The following is a 19,425-nucleotide window of genomic DNA, read 5'->3' as shown; positions in this document are numbered from 1 at the left end:
CGGAGACGGAAACTTACACTATAATCTCTCCCAGCCGGTCGGGGCCGACCGGGAGGCCTATTTGCAGCAGTGGGAGGCGGCGAACCGGGTTGTGCATGATATCGTTCAGGAGTTGGGCGGATCGTTCAGCGCCGAACACGGTATCGGCAAGCTGAAGGTGCATGAACTCGAACAGTATAAATCGCCCGCCGCTCTTGAGGCGATGCGCCAAATCAAACGGGCCTTAGACCCGTATGCAATCATGAATCCAGGGAAGGTAATCGCGTCATGACGTATCAGGCACCGCTCGACGATATTCGCTTCACGCTGCACCGGGTTGTCGGGGTGGCCGATGTTCTCCCGGAGGGCATCGATTCGACCGATGTCGACGCCATTCTGGAAGAAGCGGGTAAATTCGCAGGCTCGGTGATCGCCCCGCTCAATTGGGGCGGCGACCAGCACGGCGCGGTGCTTGAAAATGGTGTTGTGCGGACGGCCCCCGGCTTCCGCGACGCCTATCATGCGTTTGTCGAGGGCGGCTGGAACTCGGTCGGCGGCGATCCCGAATTCGGCGGCCAAGGCTTGCCGATTGCGCTGTCGGCGGCGCTGTCGGAGCTGTGGAACAGCGCCAGCATGGCCTTTGCCCTCTGCCCGCTGCTGAACCTCGGCGCGATTGAGTGCCTGGAGCGCCACGGCTCGGACGCGCAAAAGCAAAAATACCTCGCCAAGATGATCGAAGGCACCTGGACCGGCACGATGAACCTGACCGAACCGCAAGCGGGCTCGGATCTGGCAGCGGTTCGCACGAAGGCCGTGCCGGTCGGGGATGGCACCTACCGGATTTCCGGCCAGAAGATTTTCATCACCTACGGCGACCATGATTACACGGATAATATTATCCATCTGGTCCTCGCCCGCCTGCCCGATGCGCCGCCGGGCGTGAAGGGCATCAGCCTGTTCGTCGTGCCGAAGGTGATGGTCGGCGATGATGGCTCCTTGGGCGACAAGAACGATCTGCGCTGCGTGAGCCTGGAGCATAAGCTCGGCATCCACGCCTCCCCCACCGCCGTCATGGCCTATGGCGATGGCGAGGGCGCGGTCGGTGAACTGATCGGCGAGGCCAATCGCGGCCTCGAATATATGTTCGTGATGATGAACAATGCGCGCCTCAATGTCGGCGTGCAGGGCATCGGCATTGCCGAACGCGCCTATCAGCACGCGGTCGCCTACGCGCGCTCGCGCACGCAGGGCAAGCCGCTGCCGGGCAGCCCGAGCCAGACGATCATCGCCCACCCGGACGTGCGGCGCATGCTCGTGCTTTCGAAAGTGAAAATCGAAGCCGCCCGTGCCCTGGCGCTCGAAGCCGCCGCCGTGCTCGACCGCGCCCATAAGGGCATCGCGGGGGCTCAGGCGCGCGGGGATCTGCTGATTCCCATCGTCAAATCCTGGTCCACCGACCTCGGCGTTTCCGTCGCCTCAACCGGCGTGCAGATCCACGGCGGCATGGGCTTTATCGAGGAAACCGGCGCGGCCCAGCATTTGCGTGACGCCCGCATCGCCCCGATCTACGAAGGCACTAACGGCATCCAAGCCGCCGATCTCGTCGGTCGCAAGCTGCTACGCGACGGCGGGGCCGCCATGACTGCCCTGATCGCCGACATAAGCGCCACCCTGGGCCAGCTTGCCGAGCAGCCGGGCGATGATCTCGCCGTCGTGGCGCAAAACCTCAGCATCGGCCAATCCGCCTTACGCGAAGCGACCGACTGGCTGCTGCTCGCCGCCAAAGAAGACATGCGCCTGCCGTTTGCAGCCTCCAGCGCCTATCTCGACCTCGCCGGGATCGTCGCAGGCGGCTGGATGCTCGCCCGCTCGGCCCTCGTCGCCCAAGCCGACCTCGCCCAGGGCGGCGGCCACGCAGCATTCCTCGAAGCCAAAATCATCGGAGCGCGCATTTTCGCGGAACATGAGTTGGTGCGCGCGACTGGCTTGCTGGAAAGCATCCGCGCGGGCTCGAAGAGCTTGCTTCAGTATGATGAGGCGCTGCTTTAGACGATTGAAGGTTAGGGGCTTTGCCCCTAACAACCCCAGCCAAGGGGCTTGCCCCTTGGCAATCCCATTTTGCTGAGAACTAGCGACGCGGCGCTCCCTCGGCCCCCGGATCGCAGCTTTCCCCTACAGCGACCGCAGAAACGCCACCAGCGCCGCCCGGTCCGCTGCCGGAGCATTCCGAAAACGCCTCTTTTGCGCCTTCCGCCTCACCGCCGTGCCAGAGGATAGCCTCGGCGGGACCGCGCGCCCGGCCATCGTGCAGCAGATGCTCGTGCTGATTAGCCATCGGGATCATCCCCAGGCCCCAGAGCGGCGGGGTGCGCCATTCACTCGGCCCGGCCTGATGATCGGGGCGGCCATCGGCGAGGCCCGGCCCCATATCGTGTAAAAGCAGATCGGTGAGCGGATGAATGGTTTGGTTGCGCAGTTCCGGCAGCGGGTGGTCGCCGGTTTTCAGGCTTTTCACATGGCAGGCCGAACAGCCGAACTGGGTAAACAGCGCCTCGCCCTGCTTCAATTCCGGCGTGTCCCACTCCCGGCGGCGCGGCACGGCCAGGGTTTGCGTGTAGACCGTCAGCTTATCGAGAAATTCGTCGCTCACCTCCGGCGTGCCGCCGTTTGGCGCGGCGAGGCAGGCTTTTTGCGCGGGCGGGCAGTTCTGCTTTGGGAAAAGGGACGTAGTAAGTCCAATATCGCCGTTCGCCGCCCCGGCGTTTTTGGGTGCGCAGATTGGGCTGATTGGCTTTCCAGCCGAAGCGCCCCAGGCGGTTCCCCTCCAACCGATTGGGCCGCCCGGAGACGATGCCCGCCTGTTTCTGGCTTTCGGCGAGCGCCAGAATATCGGCCTCCGGCACCGCTTCCAGCAACCCCAGGCCGATGACGGCGGGGGCAACACGCAAGGAAGTGAGCAGGTCTTTCCCTAGCGGCCCATAGGCGGGTTGATCGACTTTGATGTCCGGCTTGCGCAGCGTGTACGCCGTGCCGTCGCCATAGGCCCCCGGCACCGCCTGCCACGCCACCCGCACGCGCGCTTCCGCCGCAACGCCGGAAATCGCCCGATCGTTGAGCTGATCGCCATAGGCCGGGTGCGGGACAGCGGTTTTACGTGCGGCGTCCCAAACCGAAATCCGCACCAGCGCCGATTGCAGCGGCTCATCGGGGCTATCCGGCACCTGCCCGCGCCCATCGCGCAAATGGCAGGCCGAGCAGGAGACGCGGTTGAAGGTCGGCCCCAAGCCATCGAAGGTCAGTGTCGAGGAGGGGGCGGCCACCCAATTGGTATTGAACAGCCGATTGCCGAAAAAGAAAACCCGCTGGCGCTCCGCCGACAGGCCCGCCATCGGCAGCGTGAAGGCCATTTGGGTGAGGCTCGGGCGGCCCGTGGTGCCCGCAAGGTCGGGGCCGAGCAGCGGGTCTTCGGCGTGAAGCGGGAGCGCGATAGTCAGCGCCCCCGCCAGCAGAAAGGCCGGGCCGAAGGGTCCCCAGCGGTTTTGAGACATAGAGATTACTCGGCTTTCGCGACCGTCGGAACGATCACGAGCACGCCGATAGCCGCCCCGGCATCTTGCAGTTTTGCCGCCAGCGCCGTGAGATCCGCCACCAGCTTTTCGGCGGCCTTGCGCCCGGCGCTATCCTTCGGCGCGGCCAGAACTTCCCGGTCAAACGGGCGCGGCAACGCTTCCACCGCAGCTTCGACAGCGGCAAACGCGGCCAGCACCTGATTGTTAATCTCCGGCGCGCGTTGGGCGAGCAAGGCTTGCAAGCTCGCGCCCGCCGGGGTCGCCGCGCCGCCGCTATAGACTTCGCGGATGCCGCGAATATCGAACAGAAAATCCTGCCACGTCGTATCGGAGAAGCAGGAGTGCTCGTCCTCCTGATCGCCCGAATCGAGTGCCACCGCGAGGCGTTCGGACATAAGCTCGTAGCCAGCGAGCGAGGCCATGCCGGCGAACATGCGGCCCAAAGCCTCGCGTTCGTCCAGCGCTTTGAAGAAGGACGCGTAATTGTCCTTGCCCGCCGGATCCCAAGCTTTGGCGAGCCCACCGAGATCATCGACCAGCATATCGGTGACAATCTTCAGATAGGCCCGGCGGCGGTCGTTATTGCCCTTGCCGGGGGCGTAATCCGAGGCTTTCCGATCCCCTGGCCCGGTGGTCGAGAGATCCTGGCCCCAGAGCAGAAATTCAATCGCGTGCCAGCCGGTCGTCACATCGGCTTCGTCCGACACCTGATCGCGCTCCAGAATCGCGGCGCGGGTGACGGGCACTTTCCGGTCGTTGACGAGGCCCGCTTTCGGGTTGCCCTTCACGCCGTCGATAAAGGCCTCGTTCAGCGGCCAGGCGTTGATATGGCCTTCCGGCCCTTCCTCGTCGCCCTGGGGGGATTTCAGGTCGATGGGGCCATCGTAAAAGCGGAAAGTCTCGGTCTTCAAATAGGGCACGCGGGCCGAAACCCAGGCGTTGCGGGCATCGGCGAGGGTCGTGGCCGTTGGGGATTTCAGAAACCGATCAATCGCCGCCTGCAACCGCTGCGCTGCCTGATGGGCGTTGGTATAGCTATTGAAAACATGGGCGATATAGCCGCTCACTTGCGCCGAGGCATCGAAGTTGAAAGCACTCGCATCGGTGGAGCCGAGCTTATAGGTGGCGGGACGCCCGCCGCCTTCACCACCGCCCTCGCCCCCTTCACCGCCCGCAGCCCCAGCCGCAAGCGCCGCCGGAAGCGGCGATAGGAGAACCGCCGCCGGATCGGTCAACACGCGCTCCCCTGCGGTGCTCGCCACCAGAAACGCGCCGATGCCGACCCAAAGTTTCGTCTTACCCTGCATAATCCCTATGCTCCCTTCGGCCTGACCTGCAACAGGCCGAGGCTTGCTCAAAACAGGCGGGAAGCTTAAACACGAACGCGACGCATTCGCAAGGAAACTGCGAATTATTCGCACTGGAAGGTTTGACAGGATGCAGCTTTGTCTTGGGGAAATTCTGCCGCCCGAGCGGCTCGCGGCAATCGCTGCGGCCCTGGGCCGGGCGCGGTTCATCGACGGTAAAGCTACCGCCGGATGGAATGCGGCGGGGGTGAAGGCGAATCAGCAAGCCGAAGACCCGGCCTTAGCCCCGCTTGCGGCGGAAATCGAGGCGGCTTTACGCGCCCACCCGGTCTTTGCGCTGGCCGCCCGCCCGCGCCGCCTGCACCCGATACTATTCGCCCGCTATGAGCCCGGCATGACCTACGGCCCCCATGTGGACGATGCGCTGATGGGCGAGCCGCCCTTGCGCACCGATCTGGCGCTGACGCTGTTTCTGTCGGAGCCCGAAACTTATGACGGCGGCGAACTCTCCATCGATCATCCTGGCGGCGAGCAGAGTTATAAGCTGCCCGCTGGGGCCGCCGTGCTCTATCCCGCGACCAGCCTACATCAGGTAACGCCGGTCACGCGCGGCGCGCGCCTTGTGGCCATCACCTGGATTCAAAGCCTAATCCGCGATCCGGGGCAGCGGGAAATCCTGTTCGATCTCGACACCGCCCGCAGGACGCTCTTTGCCCGTGAGGGCAAAAGCCGGGAGTTCGATCTTATGTCGAAATCCTTAGCCAATCTGCTGCGGCTCTGGGCCGAGCCTTGAGGGTGTTGACCGGCGCAAACGGTGCGATTACAAAGGGCTCGTTTTTCGGGGGCTCGATTTCCGGCCCTCGCCGAGCGCCGGCTTAGCACAGTGGTAGTGCAGCGGTTTTGTAAACCGAAGGTCGCGGGTTCAAATCCTGCAGCCGGCACCAATTTTCCGGAGCCCAAGCCCGATGCGCCCCACGACGATCCTTTTCGATTTCGGCGGCGTGTTGGTGGATTGGGACCGAGAGTATCTCTTCCGCAAGCTGATCCCCGACGCCACCGAGCGCGCGCATTTTCTAACCGACATTTGCGACATGCGCTTTAACGAGCGCTTCGATTTAGGCGAGCCGCATCAAGAGATTGTCGACGATCACGCCCGCCGCTTCCCGGCCTATGACGCGCTCATCCGCGCCTATTATGCGCGCTGGGATGAGATGATCGGCGGCGGCCTCGCCGATGGCATCGCCCTGGTCGAAAACCTGCACGCGGCGGGCTATGAACTCTTTGGGCTGTCGAACTGGTCGGCGGAGTTTTTCGGGCAGACGCGGGTTAAATTCCCGGTGTTCGAGAGGTTCCGGCACATTGTTCTGTCGGGCGAAGTCCATCTGGTGAAGCCCGATCCGGCGATTTTCCACCATCTCTTCGCGGCCATCGACCGCAAGCCTGAAGAGCTGGTGTTTTTGGACGATAATCCCGCCAATGTGGCCGCCGCGCGGGCTTTGGGGATCGAGACAATCCATTGGATTGGCGCGGCGGATGCTATTCCCCGCCTAAAGGCCCTCGGATTCAGCTTCTAAGCCGATGGCCCATAAGAAGCTGACCCTGCCGAGTAAGATGTGTGTAGCCTGCCAGCGCCCCTTCGTCTGGCGCAAAAAATGGGAACGGGATTGGGAGCAGGTGCGCTATTGCTCCGACCGCTGCCGCAGCGCAGGGCCTAGCCGCGCCGATCATGCCGCCGATCGTCCCAACGGTCCCGGCGATGCTCCCGCCAGTCGCGGCGATGGTGGTAAGGCCGGTCGCGGTAAATAATCACGGGGCGATACTCTGGGGCCGGGCGGTAGTAAACCGGCGGCGGGGGTGGCGGATAGTAATAGCGCGGGCGCGGCGGATCGTAATAATAACGATCATGGGCAAAAGTAGTGCTTCCCGTCACGCAGCCGGAGAGCAGTACCAGAACGGCCAAAAGAGACAAGCGCACCGACATAATGTCCTCCACCCTAAACGCGTAAGATATACTTTAATGCCCCGCACCTATCCCCAGACTGGCCGCCGGATGACAAATCCGTAAGACATCAATGCCGGTGATGGCGCTCGCGCGGCGGCCCGTGCCGGTGGGGATGGGGCGGCGGTGCGGGGCGGTAATGAGGGCGATACTCGGGGCCACGCTCTACATAGACCGGGCCGGAGCGATAGTGCGACCGATACGGCCCCTCGCGCACCACGCAGCCCGATACCAGCACCGCCAAAGCCAAAACCGCGACCCATTTTCCCATAATCCCCTCCCCGGCGTGTTCATGGGATTGACTATAAAAGCTGGTATCTCTCACAGGGCTTGCGGCAGTATGACAAATCGTTAAGGCGGGCGAGGGTATCGGTCATTACAGACGAAACCATTGGCAGGACTGCAAAGTTTGAATTTCCGTTCCCCCCGGAAACCTGTATTCTGAACGACCACTCTGGCAAATCAGAGGGAAACGGACGTAAGGAAAAGGGACGATGAGCGGGAAATGGACCCCCGAAAGCTGGCGCACCAAGCCGGTGAAGCAGATGCCGAGCTACCCGGATGCCGCAGAAGTGGCGTCGGTAGAGAACACGCTGCGCAATTATCCGCCCTTGGTTTTTGCTGGGGAAGCGCGCCGCTTGCAGGCACAGCTCGCCCGCGTCGCTGACGGGAAGGCGTTTCTGCTCCAGGGTGGCGATTGCGCCGAAAGCTTCGCCGAATTCCATCCCGATAATATCCGCGATACCTTCCGCGTGCTGCTGCAAATGGCCGTCATCCTAACCTTCGGCTCGGCGATGCCGGTGGTGAAAGTCGGTCGGCTTGCGGGGCAGTTCGCCAAACCGCGTTCGGAAGATACCGAAACGCGCGATGGAATCGTGCTCCCCTCCTATCGCGGCGACGTGGTGAATGGCATCGAATTCACCGAAGCCGCGCGGATTCCCGATCCCAAGCGCCAGTTGCAGGCCTATAGCCAGTCGGCGGCGACGCTGAACCTGATTCGCGCCTTCGCCCAGGGCGGCTATGCCGATCTGCACCGCGTTCACGGCTGGACGCTGGGCTTCGTCGCCCGCTCGCCCGCCGGGGAAAAATATCAGGCTTTGGCCGACCGTATCGGCGAATGCCTCGCTTTCATGGAAGCCTGTGGCCTGACTTCCGACACCTCGCCGCAGATCCGCGAGACGGATGTTTTCACCAGTCACGAAGCGCTTTTGCTGGGCTTCGAGCAGGCGATGACGCGCGTCGATAGCCTCACCGGCGATTGGTACGATACCTCCGCTCATATGCTGTGGATCGGCGACCGCACCCGCCAATTCGACGGCGCGCACGTGGAATTCATGCGCGGGATCAAGAATCCCATCGGCATGAAGGTCGGCCCCAGCATGGACCCGGACGATCTCATTCGCCTGATCGACCGGCTCAACCCCGCGAACGAACCGGGCCGCCTGACCCTGATCGCGCGCATGGGTGCCGATAAGATCGCAAAGCACCTGCCGCCGCTCGTGCGGCTGGTGGAACGCGAAGGCCGCCGCGTGGTTTGGTCGTCCGACCCGATGCACGGCAATACGGTGAAAGCCGCCAGTGGCTACAAAACCCGCGCTTTCGACAACATCCTGTCGGAGATCCGCAGCTTCTTCGAAATCCACCGCGCCGAAGGAACTTATGCGGGCGGGGTGCATTTCGAGATGACCGGACGGAACGTGACGGAATGCATCGGCGGCGCGCAAGCCATCAGTGATGAGTCGCTCGGGGATCGCTACCACACCCATTGCGACCCGCGCTTGAATGGCGAACAAGCCATCGAACTTGCCTTCCTGATCGCAGAATCCTTGAAAGCCGAGCGGGAAGCTGTAAGGCTTGCCGTAGCGAGTTAGACGGTCAGACCATTTCGGGCGGGCCGGTCAGGAGAATCATGAAGGTTCGAGAGCGGGCAGAGCTAACCCCATCGGGCGCAGCCCTTACCCCCGAGCAGGTCGCCGAGCGGACGGATGCGTATTTCCTGCGGACGAAAGAAATCGTCCGCAGGAACGGCGACTCTAACGTCACCTATGCCGTCTTCATGCGGCGTCCCGTGCTCTTCGCCCCCAAACTGGCGCTCGACTGGCTCACCGATATGGCGACCGCGCGCGGTGTGAGCTTTGAAATCGAAACCAAGCATCACGAGGGCGATTGGGTCGGCGCGGGCGAGCCTTTGTTCTATGTGACCGGCTCGTTCATCCATCTCGTCGATCTTGAAACCATTATGCTCCAGCGCATTGGCCCGGCCTGTGTGGCGGCCTATAATGCGTTCACCATGTGCGTCGATCTGCCCAGTGTGGCTTTTCTCGCTATGGAAGCCCGCCACTGCGCGGGGCAAGAAATGGCCGAGATGATGGCCTATGCCGCCCACGTGGGCTCGGACGCCGCAAAACGCTCAGTCGGCGCGGTCGGCTTCATCGGCAATGCGACGACGGCGACAGCCCATTATTTCGGGCGCGATGGCGGGTTGGGCACCATGCCCCACGCGCTCATCGGCTATGCGGGGAGCACGCTGCGCGCCGCCGAGATGTATCACGAAACCTATCCCGAGAATGATTTGGTCGTACTGGTCGATTATTTCGGCCAGGAAGTGACCGACGCGCTGGCGGTATGCGCGCGCTTCCCGCAGTTGGCGGCGGACGGTCGCATTAGCTTCCGGCTCGATACCCACGGCAGCCGCTTTATCGAGGGGCTCGATACCTCCCTGTCCTACGGCGTTATGGAAGCCCATGCGCCGCAGTCCATCCGGGGCTATCGGACGGAAGCCGAACTGCGGCATCTAGTCGGGCCGGGCGTCACGGCGGCGGCGATTTTCCACTTCCGCCAGGCGCTCGATACCGCCGGCTTCCCGAAAGTGAAAATCATCGGCTCCAGCGGCTTCGGCCCGGCGAAGTGCAAAGTGATGGCGGTTGCGGGTGCCCCCATCGACGTGATCGGCACCGGCTCCTACCTGCCCGATAATTGGGGCGAAACCTACGCCACCGCCGATATCATCGCCTATGATGGCGCGCCGCGCGTGAAGCTGGGCCGCGAGTTTCTGTTGCGCAAATGATCCTGCTGCGTCGGTTTTTCCTCGCCCTCGTGCTGCTGCTGGGGGCGAGCGGGCTCGGCTGGGCGCTGACGCCGGTTGGGACCGGTTCCGCCCTCTGGCTCATCGTCTCGCTGCTTCAAAACAAGGAACCGCTACCCCTCGCCCCCGCCGTTACCCTCAACCGCACCAAATGGACGGTCGATGGCCGCACGCGCAAGGGCGATATTTGGCTGCGGCAAGATGGGTGGGAGCGCGCCAGCCTCATCCTCGTGCCGGGCGCCGCGCAAGCCGGGCGGGACGATCCACGCTTGCAACTGATGGCGCGGATTTTGGCCGAAACCGGCTTTCGCGTCATCGTGCCGGAACTGCCCGGCATGGAGCGCTTCCAGGTGCTGCCCGATCACGCGCGCGCGATTGCCGATGCGGTGCGGGTAGCGACCGACCGGATCGATCCCGCCGCGCGCGCCATCGGCATCGGCGCGGTTTCCTACAGCCTCGTGCCCTCGATCCGCGCCGCGCTGGAGCCGGACGTGAGCGCCGACGTGCAGGCGATTTTCGCGCTTGGGGGATTTTACGATTCCGAAGCCGTCATTCGGTTTTTCACCACGGGGGCCTATCGGGGCCGCTTCGATGAAACCTGGCAGTTCCAGCCGCCGAATCCCCGCTCGGTCTGGGTCTTTCTCCAGGCCAATCTGGAGCGGGTTGTGAGCGCCCAGGATCGCGGCCTCTTAGGGATTATGGCCACCCGCCGCCTGAACGATCCCAGCGCCGCGCTAGACGATCTGGCGGCGGGCCTGGGGCCGGAAGGCCAGTCGCTCTATGCTCTGGTGCGCAATGACGATCCCGACGCGGTGAGCGACCTGATCGCCGCCCTGCCCGCCCCGACGCGCGACGCAATTACCGCCTTGAGCCTCGTCGATCTCGACCTTTCGGCCCTTTCCGCGCGCGTGACCCTAGTGCATAGCCGCTATGATGCGGTGATCCCTTACACCGAAAGCGAAAGCCTGTTAGAAGCCCTCCCCCCAGGACAGGGCCATTTGGTTCTGCTGGAAGACCTGAGCCACGCCGACATTGGCAGCCTATCCGTGAAAGACGCTTTCAGCCTGTGGGGCGCTGCCCTAAGCCTGATGCAATTTCGTCAGATCACAGGATAAAATACTGCCACTTGACGCCAGTTCAGAATATGATATTGATCTGCGTCACCAACACAGAGGATAAAGCGGTGCTCCCAGTTTCCACCCTGCAACGACGACGAGAAGACGGCCAGTTCGGCCGGTCGGTCCGTCTGCGTGCGCAGCGGGGTTCGGGGTTCCGTTTCATCACCCTCCTCCCCTCCTGCCCTGCCGCTTCGGTGGGGACCCTGCTGCCCTAGACCGTGATCCGCCCCGCTGGGCTGTTCCCTTGACCGATCTCAGAATCGGCCAAGCCGCTACTACTCGCGACCGACTAGGCCTCAGGATTACGGAAATGGTGACCTTCACCCAAGAACAACCGCAAGACGCGGACGCCATCGAACAGCTGCTCGACCGGGTTTTCGGTCAGGCGCGCTGCCAAAAAACCTCCTATCGGTTCCGCGACCGGGTGGCCCCGGTGGCCCCGCTCTGCTATGTGGCCAAAGACGGCGATAAGGTGATCGGCACCCTGCGCTACTGGCCGGTCGAAATCGGCCCGAAGGGAACGCCCGCGCTGCTGCTTGGTCCGCTCGCCGTCGATGAAACCTATCGCGGTCTCGGCCTTGGCGCGGATTTGATGGACGTTACCCTCGCCGCCTGCGCCGCCCACGGGCACGAGATTATCGTGCTGGTCAGCGATTTGGCCGAGTTCTACAGCAAGTTCAACTTCACCGCCGCCGCCCCGACCGGCATTACGATGCCGGGCGAGAAAACCGACCGGATCTATATCCGGGGGATGGTGCCAAATGCGCTCGCGGGCGTCGAAGGGCCGGTTCGCCCTTTCGGGGCTCGGTTCCCAAAAGCGCGCTCGGTGAAGAACCGCAGCGTGAAGCGGAAAGCCGCGTAACGGTTTAAAAAAACGGCGCGGGGAGCCCCTGGCTCCCCGAACCTTCACCGACAACACTCAAACGCAACGCTTCTGCACGCCCGCAACAAAAGCGGCCAGCAATGCCCGCCCTTCCGGCCAAGCCCCAAGCCCACTATGGGCGTTGATATGGCCCAGAGCGCCCATCTCGATCAATCCGCTGCCCCAATGCGCCGCCATTGCGCGCGCGTAGTCCAGCGTTCCATAGGGATCGTTGGAACTTGCCAGCATCAGCGCAGGACAGCGGAATTTCTGCGTCGGCGGATTGGCGAAACTCTTCGCCTGCGGGGGGAATTTGGCGCCTTCTGGATCGGGGGTCGAAACCAGCACCACGCCCGCGACCGGTAAGGGCGAGGCCAGCAGCCAATGCGCAACGAGCAGACAGGCGAGGCTGTGCGCGACCAAGACCCGGGGTCCTTTTGCGGCGGCGACTGCGCAGTCCAACGCGGCAATCCAATCGCCAAGCTCGGGGTCATCCCAGTCGCGCGGCTGGAAGCGCCGCAGGCGGCCGTCCTCGGCCTCCCACCCGGCTTTGCCAATGCTCGGCCCCCGACCCACCAATGCCGGGCAGCAGAATAATCTCCATTCTCGCGTCTCCTCAGGCTGAAATGTATGAGGAAAAGATGCCGGGTTTCCTAACCGCGCGGAATAGGAGACTATCGGAAAATAAAGCTGGTTTCCGATGGTTTAAAGGTATGCGCCATGCCCGCCGACCGTCCCCGCCCGATGCTCGACCCGACCGATATCGCCATTCTCGAAGCCTTGCAGGAGAATGGCCGCCTGGGTATTTCGGAGTTGGGGCGTCGTGTCGGCCTATCGCAACCCGCCACCTCCGAGCGGGTTAAGCGCTTGGAAGAGCGTGGGATTATTGCCGGTTATGCTGCGCGAATCGATCCCGCCGCCCTGGGATTCGGCATGATGGCCGTTATCCGCTTGCGCACCACCCACGAACATATCCGTGCCAGCCTGAAGCTCTTCGCCGAAATGCCACAAATTATCGAAGTGCTGCGCCTCACCGGGGAGGATTGCTTTATTTTAAAGGTGCTGGTGCCGACGCCCGCCGAGCTTGAAACCATCGTCGATACCATCGCCCGGTTCGGCCCGGTCACAACCTCGCTCGTGTTGCGCAGCGAGCCGGTGAAACCCATTGGTCGCGCGCTGCTCAAGCAGATTTAAATCGGGGGAGCCCCCTCCCCCGATGGTTATGCCCGCTTATCGCGCATCGTCACAAACTCTTCCGACGCGCTGGGGTGCAGGCCGATGGTGCGGTCGAACTGTTGCTTGGTCGCGCCGCAAGTGAGCGCCACCGCGAGGCCTTGGATGATTTCCGCCGAATCCGGCCCGACCATATGCGCCCCCAGCACGCGCTGGGTCGGTTGGTCCACGACCAGCTTCATGAAAGTGCGTTCGCCCCGGCCGGAGATGGTGTTTTTCATCGGGCGGAAGCGCGTCGTGTAAATATCGAGCGTATGGCCTGCCGCCAACGCCGCTTCTTCGGACAGACCCACTGTACCGACCTCGGGGCGGGAGAAAACCGCACTGGGGACGACATTTTCGAACACGCTCATCGGGTTATCATTATAGAGCGTTTCCGCCACCGCCCGCGCTTCGGCAATGGCGACGGGCGTGAGATTAAAGCGGTTGGTCACATCGCCCACCGCATAAATACCCGGAACCGACGTGCGCGACCAATTATCGACCAGAATCTCGCCGTGGGAGCCGGTTTCGACGCCGACCGCCTCCAGCCCGAGGCCCTTGGTGTTCGGCGCGCGGCCCGTGGCGAACATCACTTGCCCCGCCAGAATCACCGAGCCATCGGAGAGGGTGACGCGCCGCGCCGCGCCCTCTTCGGCGATACCCGTGATCGTGCGGCCCGACAGCAGATTGATCCCGCGCGCCGCCAGCGACTCGGTGAGATGCGCCCGCACCTCCGCGTCGAAACCCCGTAAGACGTGTTCGCCCCGAAACACCAGATCGACGGCACAACCCGCCGCCCGAAAAATCCCGGCGAATTCCACCGCAATATAGCCCGCGCCGAAAATCACGATGCGCTCCGGCAGGCTTTTCAGATCGAGCGCCTCGTTGGAGGTGATCGCCAGCTCCTTACCCGGCACATCGGGCAGCGTCGGCCAGCCGCCGGTTGCGATCATGATGCGCTCGGCGGTAAAGCGCTGCTCGCCTACCTGTACGGTATGCGCATCAACGAGTACGCCGCGCCCCTCGATCCGCTTTACCCCGGCCTTATCGAGCATGGAGATATAGATACCGTGGAGCCGGTCCAACTCGGCATCCTTCGCCGCGACCAGCTTGGCCCAATCGAGATGCGCGCCGTCGATACTCCAGCCAAAACCGGCGGCGTCAGCCAGCGTATCGGCGATATCGACCCCATAGATCAGCAGCTTTTTCGGAACGCACCCGCGCAGCACGCAGGTGCCGCCGATACGCGCTTCCTCGATAATCCCGACGCGGGGACCGTAGGAGGCGGCACGGCGGGAGCCCGCCACCCCGCCGGAACCCGCGCCAATCGTCAGAAGGTCGAAATCATAAGCCATGTTTAGGCTCCAATGCCGCCCATTGCGAGGAACTTGATCTGGACGTAATCGTCCACGCCGTATTTGGAGCCTTCGCGGCCCATGCCGGACTGTTTGACGCCGCCGAAGGGCGCAACTTCGGTCGCAATCGCGCCATCGTTGATCGCAACCATGCCATATTCCAAGGCTTCGGCGACGCGCCACACCCGCCCGAGGTCACGCGCGTAGAAATAAGCCGCGAGGCCGTAATCGGTATCATTCGCCAGTTGAATAACCTCGGCTTCATCCTTGAACCGCACCAGCGGCGCGACCGGGCCGAAGATTTCGTCGCGGATCACGGCCATATCGGGCGTGACATTCGCAAGAACGGTGGGCTCGTAGAAACGCCCGCCCAAAGCATGCTTATGCCCGCCGGTCAGCACTGTCGCGCCCTTATCGGTCGCGTCCGCCACCATGCGTTCGACCTTGGCCAGCGCCCGATCATCGATCAGCGGCCCCGTAGTGGTGCCCGCGTCCAGACCATTGCCGACTTTCAGCGCCTTGACGGCGACGGTGAATTTTTCGGCGAAGGCGTCGTAAATCCCATCCTGGACGAAAACGCGGTTGGCGCAGACGCAGGTTTGCCCGGCATTGCGGTATTTCGACAGAATCGCCCCCGCCACCGCCGCGTCAATATCCGCATCGTCGAAGACGATGAACGGCGCATTGCCGCCCAACTCCATGCTGACTTTCTTCACCGTCTGCGCCGCCTTGCCGAGCAGCAGCTTGCCGACCGCCGTGGAGCCGGTGAAGGTGATCTTCTTCACCTTCGGATTGAAGCACAGCTCGTCGCCGATGGGCGGCGCATCGCCGAAGACGATATTCAGCACACCCGCCGGCAGCCCGGCGCGTTCGGCGAGTTCCGCCAAAGCCAGCGCCGAAAACGGCGTAAGATCGGAGGGTTTCACCACCAAAGTACAGCCGACGGCTAAGGCCGCCCCGGCCTTGCGCGCGATCATCGACGAGGGGAAATTCCACGGCGTAATTGCGCCGCAGACGCCGACCGGCTGCTTGACGACCAACAAGCGCTGACCGCTGCGCGGTTGCGGGATGATATCGCCATAGACCCGACGGCCTTCTTCGGCAAACCATTGAATATAGGCCGCACCGGAGAGGATTTCGCCGCGCGCTTCGGCCAGCGGCTTGCCCTGCTCGTTGGTCATGAGCTGGGCGAGATCCTCGACGTTCTGGGTGATAAGATCGGCCCAGCGGCTGAGAATATTGGCGCGCTCTTTGGCAGTTTTCGCCGCCCACAGCGGAAACGCGGCGGAAGCGGCATCGATAGCGCGGCGCGTTTCGACCGCGCCCATGCTCGGCACTGTGCCAAGGCTCGCCCCCGTCGCCGGATTATCGACGGAGAGCGTCGCGCCCGAATCGGCATCGACCCATTGGCCATTGATATAGGCGTGTTGGCGAAATAGGGCGGTATCGGTCAACTTCATCGGGTCTTCTCCGGGTTCGGCACATGAGCAGCGTTAAGCGCCGAACACTATCACCTTGGATATTGGCCCGAAACCAGAGAGACAAGCCTATTGCGCGGGCAAGGCTGCCATGCGCGTAACCCCGCTTGCCGGGCGCGCGGCGACCAGATGCGCAATAACACTCCCTAGGGTAAGTTCGCTTTCGATGCGAACAGGCAAACGCGGCAAACCGGGAAGAACCGTGCCGAGATGAAGAAAAATAGGTTTGTCGCGATCTTCCGGGCGGTTTAGATCATTCGCGCGAAGCACGTAACCGCCAATGCGCTTGATGGTAAATTGGCACACGAGAGTCGGTCCGGAGAAAATCGTGTAGGATGAAGGCTTTACCTCGTCCAAACGCTGTTGCCCGAAAACCGCATCGAAACGGCGGCGACCGTCAAAAAACGGAATCTCTGCTGGGCACCCCGCAACGTCGGTCCCCTTCCGCAGGTTGAGAAACGTGCCGGTCAGGGGGTCGAAGGTGCCCGCCGTTTGTTCGGGAAGGATGGGCGTGCGCGGCTCCGGGTCTTCCGGGGGGCTAATCTGCCATTCGGCAGGCCGGTCGGCGTAAGATCGCAGTTCGACCCGGCGGACTTCTCCGCGAAAAACCCCTTCTGTGCGGAACGCTACCTGCCGAGCGCGGCTCGGCGATAGTGGATCGACCTCGGCCTCGGCAAACTGCGACGACCGCCACCCGAGCAACCAATCGGTAAAACCTTCCGTTTGCGCCGTCAGCGCAATTTCGGTGCGGGTATCGGTGGCCGTATAGCGCAAGAAATAGCGGGCGGCGGCAATACCGCCCACATAGACGCGATATTCAAGCTCAGCCCCTTGCGGCTCCGCCGCGCGCGCCGCGACGGGCAGGCCAAGACTGACAACGATGAAAAATGAGCAGAGCGGCCGCATGATCGTCCTTTCAGCTAACGGGAAAGGCGGGACTTCAGAGATATGGGGTGGGATCGGACGCCTGTCCATCCCGTCCCCCTCGATTACGGCCCCGACCGTCCGACCGCTCCGCGCGGTTTACCGCTGCGGGTCCGGCGTTAGGGCCGCGACCACGCCAGCAACGGTACTGCCGAGCGTGATAATCGCATTCGAAACATCCGGCTTAACGCTCACGCCGAAGCCGGTGACGAGCGCAATCAGCCCGAGCCAGGTGCTCCGTTCCTGCAAACGGCTCAATAGATACTGCATGTCTATCTCCTATCGGAAAAGGGAAAAGATCAGTCCAGCGCCAGGGCGGCGGCGGACTGGTACAGCGCTAGGGGATAGGCATCTCCCACGCCGTTTTCGTGCCGAACGATGGCCTGCATCAACCGAACCCAGGTTTCGGGGGTTCGGGGAATTTCAGCGTCGGGCGCAACGTTCAGAATTTTCGCCACCGCCGCGATATAGGCGGCGGTGTTGTTTTCAGTCGGCGGAGCGTAGCGGCGCAGAATCGTCGCGACGCTCCGGCAGTGGTAAAGGTCGTAATAGGTCCGCAAAACCCGCCCCAAGGCGCGCAGGCCCCAGAGCGGTTCGCTGAAAACCACGAACTCGGCATCGCCGGATTGGTCCGGGACCATGCCGCGCCAAATCGTTGTCGTGCGGCGGATATTGCCGGGATTGTGATTGCGGATACCGCGCGGAAGCTTGCCTGCGGTCATGGCAAAATCCTCTTCATCAGTTGCGTGAGATGGTCCCAACCGCCGCCCGCGAGCCACCCGAAAACCCCACCGCCGCCGACCGCAACGGCGGTTTTCGGCGCACTGGGCGCGCCGACATCCTCAAGAGCGGATATCCGCTCCTCAAGACGCCCGACCCGCTCCTGCCCGTAATGCAGGTGCAGCTTCATTTCGGTGGTGACTTCGGCCAGCGCTTGCGACAGGTGATGCAGACTGTCGGCGGCTTGATCGAGCCGTTGCTCGGCCCGCTGCCGCCACGCCCGCCCTTCGCGCGTTCCGGCCTGAATTTCGGCCAGAACTGCCCTTAAATCGTCGCCCATCGCCGCCCCCTTAATTGCGCACGGCAAGGCAGCTAGGCACGCCAAGCGGGGCCGGAAGGGCTTGCGCCGACGCGGTCGCGGCGACGGCGGTGATAACGTAAATTTCCCCGGAAGCGCCGATCATATACGTGCGCCCGCCTTGCGAGACGATGGGACGCTCCACGTCATATCCTCCCGAGAAGCCAGGCAGCGCCGCTGTCGCCTGCACCGTCAGCCCGGCATCGAGCGTATAGCCCGCCACCCCATCATAATAAGCTTGGCCGATCACGGTGCCATTGGTGTAGGCGAAGCCGCGATAGTAACCGCTCGTCAGCACGCTCGGATTGCTCTGGGTAAACCACGTTTCGCCATCGACCGACCGGGCCAAACCGGGCAGGTAAGAGTCGGAGGCAGGGCCGAACCACACGCCATTCAGGTGCGCAATCTGGAAGCGACTGCCTATCCCCACGGTCCGTACCACCGCCCAAGCGTCGGCGTCGCTGGCGCGATAATACCACTCGGCGCCGGTTGCGAGGATCGACGCCCCGGCTTCCGAGCGCTCGAACGAAAGGCCAAGGGTCGGGCTGAGGATAGTCCCACCGACCAAGGCCCAGGCCTCACCGCCATCGGTCGAGGTTGCAACCGCAGTCTCCCAGTGGGTCCCCCGGTCGGCCATTGCCATTGCCCACCACGCACCCCCACGCCAGCGCAAAAAAGCCGAGCCGCGTATAGCCCGCCGGAAACACCGGCACGAAGCTGGTGAAGTTGATCCCATCGGGCGACTCCCACATAACGCCCGCCGCCTGATCCCAGACCAACCAGCGGTCGCCCCAATCGCCGCTATCGCCCTTGACGCCGGGGACCAGAACCCACGGCCCGGCTCCCGTCGAGCGCGCAACGCCGCTTTGACCGATGGCGAGCAGGCGCTGAATGAGATTGTTATTGACGGTGATCGAAAAATTCCGATCCGCAAAAGCACCGCTCGCCGCCGTGGCGCGCGCGGTGAAATTATAGACCTCGGGCATAGTTTCCGCCCTCCTTACGAGATGGTGATGGTGTAGGCGCGCGTGCCGTAGCTACCGCTGGTATCGAGCCGGGCGATGGTGATGGCGTAGGTGCCCGCCGCCGCTTCGGGACTGACCGTGCCGCTGATGAGCCCGCTCCCCGGATCGAGCGTCAGCCCCCAGGGCAAGCCATCCGCGCGCAGCCCGAAGGTGCCCGTCGCAGGCGCAGTGGCTTGCGCGACGCTCACGCTCGCCCCCACGGCGTACGTGCCGAGATCGGACGATGCGGGCGCGGACCAGGTGTAGCCTCCAACCGGGTCAAACCCGGCCCCGCCCATGTCGGGCAGCGTGCCGGTCAGCGCGCCCGTGCTGCGATCCAGCACCAGCCCCAGGGCAGGATTCCGCCAACGATCAGATATTGATCCGCCCCCGCAGCGCTGAGCGACAGGCTCGCCGCCTGCCCTTCCGAGAGCGTGCCAAGCTGCCCGCCG

25 protein-coding genes and 1 tRNA gene are annotated in these 19,425 nt (G+C 63.3%); 11 read left to right on the top strand and 15 right to left on the bottom strand.

Features of this window, described 5'->3' with window-relative positions; genetic code table 11:
* Positions 1–271 (top strand): FAD-binding oxidoreductase (locus VZ95_RS04110; RefSeq protein WP_045774747.1); only part of this gene is annotated, 271 nt, incomplete at its 5' end.
* Positions 268–2,028: an acyl-CoA dehydrogenase gene (locus tag VZ95_RS04105; protein ID WP_045774746.1), complete on the top strand. Its 1,761-nt coding sequence runs from the start codon at positions 268–270 to the stop codon at positions 2,026–2,028. The genes VZ95_RS04110 and VZ95_RS04105, both read left to right, overlap by 4 nt.
* A gap of 79 nt (positions 2,029–2,107) precedes the next feature.
* Here VZ95_RS04105 and VZ95_RS27930 read toward each other — a convergent pair whose 3' ends face one another.
* Genes VZ95_RS27930 through VZ95_RS04095 form a run of 3 tightly spaced genes read right to left on the bottom strand, consistent with a single transcriptional unit; the run spans position 2,108 to position 4,855 of the window.
* Positions 2,108–2,719 (bottom strand): di-heme oxidoredictase family protein, encoded by a 612-nt coding sequence (locus tag VZ95_RS27930; protein WP_269747052.1) that lies wholly within the window; start codon positions 2,717–2,719, stop codon positions 2,108–2,110.
* Positions 2,607–3,527, bottom strand: a complete 921-nt coding sequence (locus VZ95_RS27925) for a di-heme oxidoredictase family protein (protein ID WP_052711462.1) — start codon at positions 3,525–3,527, stop codon at positions 2,607–2,609. Before VZ95_RS27925 ends, VZ95_RS27930 begins: the two co-directional genes overlap by 113 nt.
* A 5-nt stretch (positions 3,528–3,532) precedes the next feature.
* The gene (locus VZ95_RS04095; RefSeq protein ID WP_052711461.1) at positions 3,533–4,855 is read right to left on the bottom strand and encodes an imelysin family protein; all 1,323 of its coding nucleotides are present in this window, start codon (positions 4,853–4,855) and stop codon (positions 3,533–3,535) included.
* 130 nt (positions 4,856–4,985) lie between these two features.
* On the opposite strand from VZ95_RS04095, the gene VZ95_RS04090 reads away from it, so the two are divergent.
* The 4 genes from VZ95_RS04090 to VZ95_RS22720 all read left to right on the top strand — a co-directional run bounded on the left by VZ95_RS04090 (position 4,986) and on the right by VZ95_RS22720 (position 6,661).
* On the top strand, positions 4,986–5,648 hold the full coding sequence (locus VZ95_RS04090) for a Fe2+-dependent dioxygenase (protein ID WP_045774745.1): 663 nt from the start codon (positions 4,986–4,988) through the stop codon (positions 5,646–5,648).
* Positions 5,649–5,724: 76 nt separating this feature from the next.
* A tRNA-Thr gene (locus tag VZ95_RS04085) sits at positions 5,725–5,799 on the top strand.
* 21 nt (positions 5,800–5,820) lie between these two features.
* Positions 5,821–6,429 (top strand): HAD family hydrolase, encoded by a 609-nt coding sequence (locus tag VZ95_RS04080; protein WP_045774744.1) that lies wholly within the window; start codon positions 5,821–5,823, stop codon positions 6,427–6,429.
* 4 nt (positions 6,430–6,433) lie between these two features.
* Entirely contained in the window at positions 6,434–6,661 is a 228-nt protein-coding gene (locus VZ95_RS22720) for a DUF2256 domain-containing protein (protein ID WP_084627563.1), read from the top strand.
* Here the strand turns inward: VZ95_RS22720 and VZ95_RS25030 are convergent.
* Positions 6,567–6,836 carry a hypothetical protein gene (locus tag VZ95_RS25030; RefSeq protein WP_045774743.1) on the bottom strand — a complete coding sequence of 90 codons (270 nt, stop codon included), beginning with the start codon at positions 6,834–6,836 and terminating at the stop codon, positions 6,567–6,569. The two genes, VZ95_RS22720 and VZ95_RS25030, sit on opposite strands and share 95 nt — an antisense overlap.
* Positions 6,837–6,924: 88 nt before the next feature.
* A complete protein-coding gene (locus tag VZ95_RS23830) occupies positions 6,925–7,125 on the bottom strand; it encodes a hypothetical protein (protein ID WP_156995040.1) in 201 nt (66 codons plus the stop codon).
* A 223-nt stretch (positions 7,126–7,348) separates the two neighbouring features.
* On the opposite strand from VZ95_RS23830, the gene VZ95_RS04070 reads away from it, so the two are divergent.
* The 4 genes from VZ95_RS04070 to VZ95_RS04055 all read left to right on the top strand — a co-directional run bounded on the left by VZ95_RS04070 (position 7,349) and on the right by VZ95_RS04055 (position 11,919).
* On the top strand, positions 7,349–8,725 hold the full coding sequence (locus VZ95_RS04070) for a class II 3-deoxy-7-phosphoheptulonate synthase (protein WP_045774742.1): 1,377 nt from the start codon (positions 7,349–7,351) through the stop codon (positions 8,723–8,725).
* 38 nt (positions 8,726–8,763) lie between these two features.
* Entirely contained in the window at positions 8,764–9,921 is a 1,158-nt protein-coding gene (locus VZ95_RS04065) for a nicotinate phosphoribosyltransferase (protein ID WP_045774741.1), read from the top strand.
* Positions 9,918–11,054: an alpha/beta hydrolase gene (locus VZ95_RS04060; protein WP_052711460.1), complete on the top strand. Its 1,137-nt coding sequence runs from the start codon at positions 9,918–9,920 to the stop codon at positions 11,052–11,054. Before VZ95_RS04065 ends, VZ95_RS04060 begins: the two co-directional genes overlap by 4 nt.
* A 313-nt stretch (positions 11,055–11,367) precedes the next feature.
* Positions 11,368–11,919 carry a GNAT family N-acetyltransferase gene (locus VZ95_RS04055; RefSeq protein ID WP_045774740.1) on the top strand — a complete coding sequence of 184 codons (552 nt, stop codon included), beginning with the start codon at positions 11,368–11,370 and terminating at the stop codon, positions 11,917–11,919.
* A gap of 57 nt (positions 11,920–11,976) precedes the next feature.
* Here the strand turns inward: VZ95_RS04055 and VZ95_RS04050 are convergent, their stop codons facing one another.
* Positions 11,977–12,495: an RBBP9/YdeN family alpha/beta hydrolase gene (locus tag VZ95_RS04050; RefSeq protein WP_198148076.1), complete on the bottom strand. Its 519-nt coding sequence runs from the start codon at positions 12,493–12,495 to the stop codon at positions 11,977–11,979.
* Positions 12,496–12,639: 144 nt separating this feature from the next.
* Between VZ95_RS04050 and VZ95_RS04045 the strand changes: the two genes are divergently transcribed.
* Positions 12,640–13,113 (top strand): Lrp/AsnC family transcriptional regulator, encoded by a 474-nt coding sequence (locus VZ95_RS04045; protein WP_045774739.1) that lies wholly within the window; start codon positions 12,640–12,642, stop codon positions 13,111–13,113.
* A gap of 26 nt (positions 13,114–13,139) precedes the next feature.
* Here VZ95_RS04045 and gor read toward each other — a convergent pair whose 3' ends face one another.
* The 9 genes from gor to VZ95_RS04005 all read right to left on the bottom strand — a co-directional run bounded on the left by gor (position 13,140) and on the right by VZ95_RS04005 (position 19,317).
* Positions 13,140–14,489 carry a glutathione-disulfide reductase gene (gene gor, locus VZ95_RS04040; RefSeq protein WP_045774738.1) on the bottom strand — a complete coding sequence of 450 codons (1,350 nt, stop codon included), beginning with the start codon at positions 14,487–14,489 and terminating at the stop codon, positions 13,140–13,142.
* A 2-nt stretch (positions 14,490–14,491) separates the two neighbouring features.
* The gene (locus VZ95_RS04035; protein ID WP_045774737.1) at positions 14,492–15,949 is read right to left on the bottom strand and encodes an NAD-dependent succinate-semialdehyde dehydrogenase; all 1,458 of its coding nucleotides are present in this window, start codon (positions 15,947–15,949) and stop codon (positions 14,492–14,494) included.
* Between the two features lie 87 nt (positions 15,950–16,036).
* Complete coding sequence (locus VZ95_RS04030; RefSeq protein ID WP_045774736.1) at positions 16,037–16,873, bottom strand: DUF3108 domain-containing protein; 837 nt, start codon at positions 16,871–16,873, stop codon at positions 16,037–16,039.
* A 117-nt stretch (positions 16,874–16,990) separates the two neighbouring features.
* A complete protein-coding gene (locus VZ95_RS25025; protein ID WP_198148075.1) occupies positions 16,991–17,161 on the bottom strand; it encodes a hypothetical protein in 171 nt (56 codons plus the stop codon).
* 29 nt (positions 17,162–17,190) lie between these two features.
* Complete coding sequence (locus tag VZ95_RS04025) at positions 17,191–17,613, bottom strand: hypothetical protein (protein ID WP_045774735.1); 423 nt, start codon at positions 17,611–17,613, stop codon at positions 17,191–17,193.
* Entirely contained in the window at positions 17,610–17,951 is a 342-nt protein-coding gene (locus tag VZ95_RS04020; protein ID WP_045774734.1) for a hypothetical protein, read from the bottom strand. The genes VZ95_RS04025 and VZ95_RS04020 overlap by 4 nt, the downstream gene beginning before the upstream one ends.
* 10 nt (positions 17,952–17,961) lie before the next feature.
* Positions 17,962–18,606, bottom strand: coding sequence for a hypothetical protein (locus VZ95_RS04015; protein ID WP_156995038.1), 645 nt, complete (start codon positions 18,604–18,606; stop codon positions 17,962–17,964).
* On the bottom strand, positions 18,548–18,955 hold the full coding sequence (locus tag VZ95_RS04010) for a hypothetical protein (protein WP_045774732.1): 408 nt from the start codon (positions 18,953–18,955) through the stop codon (positions 18,548–18,550). Before VZ95_RS04010 ends, VZ95_RS04015 begins: the two co-directional genes overlap by 59 nt.
* Positions 18,956–18,969: 14 nt before the next feature.
* The gene (locus VZ95_RS04005) at positions 18,970–19,317 is read right to left on the bottom strand and encodes an Ig domain-containing protein (protein WP_045774731.1); all 348 of its coding nucleotides are present in this window, start codon (positions 19,315–19,317) and stop codon (positions 18,970–18,972) included.
* Positions 19,318–19,425 lie beyond the last annotated feature (108 nt).

The sequence above is a fragment of the Elstera litoralis genome, assembly GCF_000963705.1.
Taxonomy (GTDB): Bacteria; Pseudomonadota; Alphaproteobacteria; order Elsterales; family Elsteraceae; genus Elstera; species Elstera litoralis.
The sequence above is the reverse complement of the archived record's forward strand: the minus strand, read 5'-3'. Positions and strand labels throughout refer to the sequence as shown.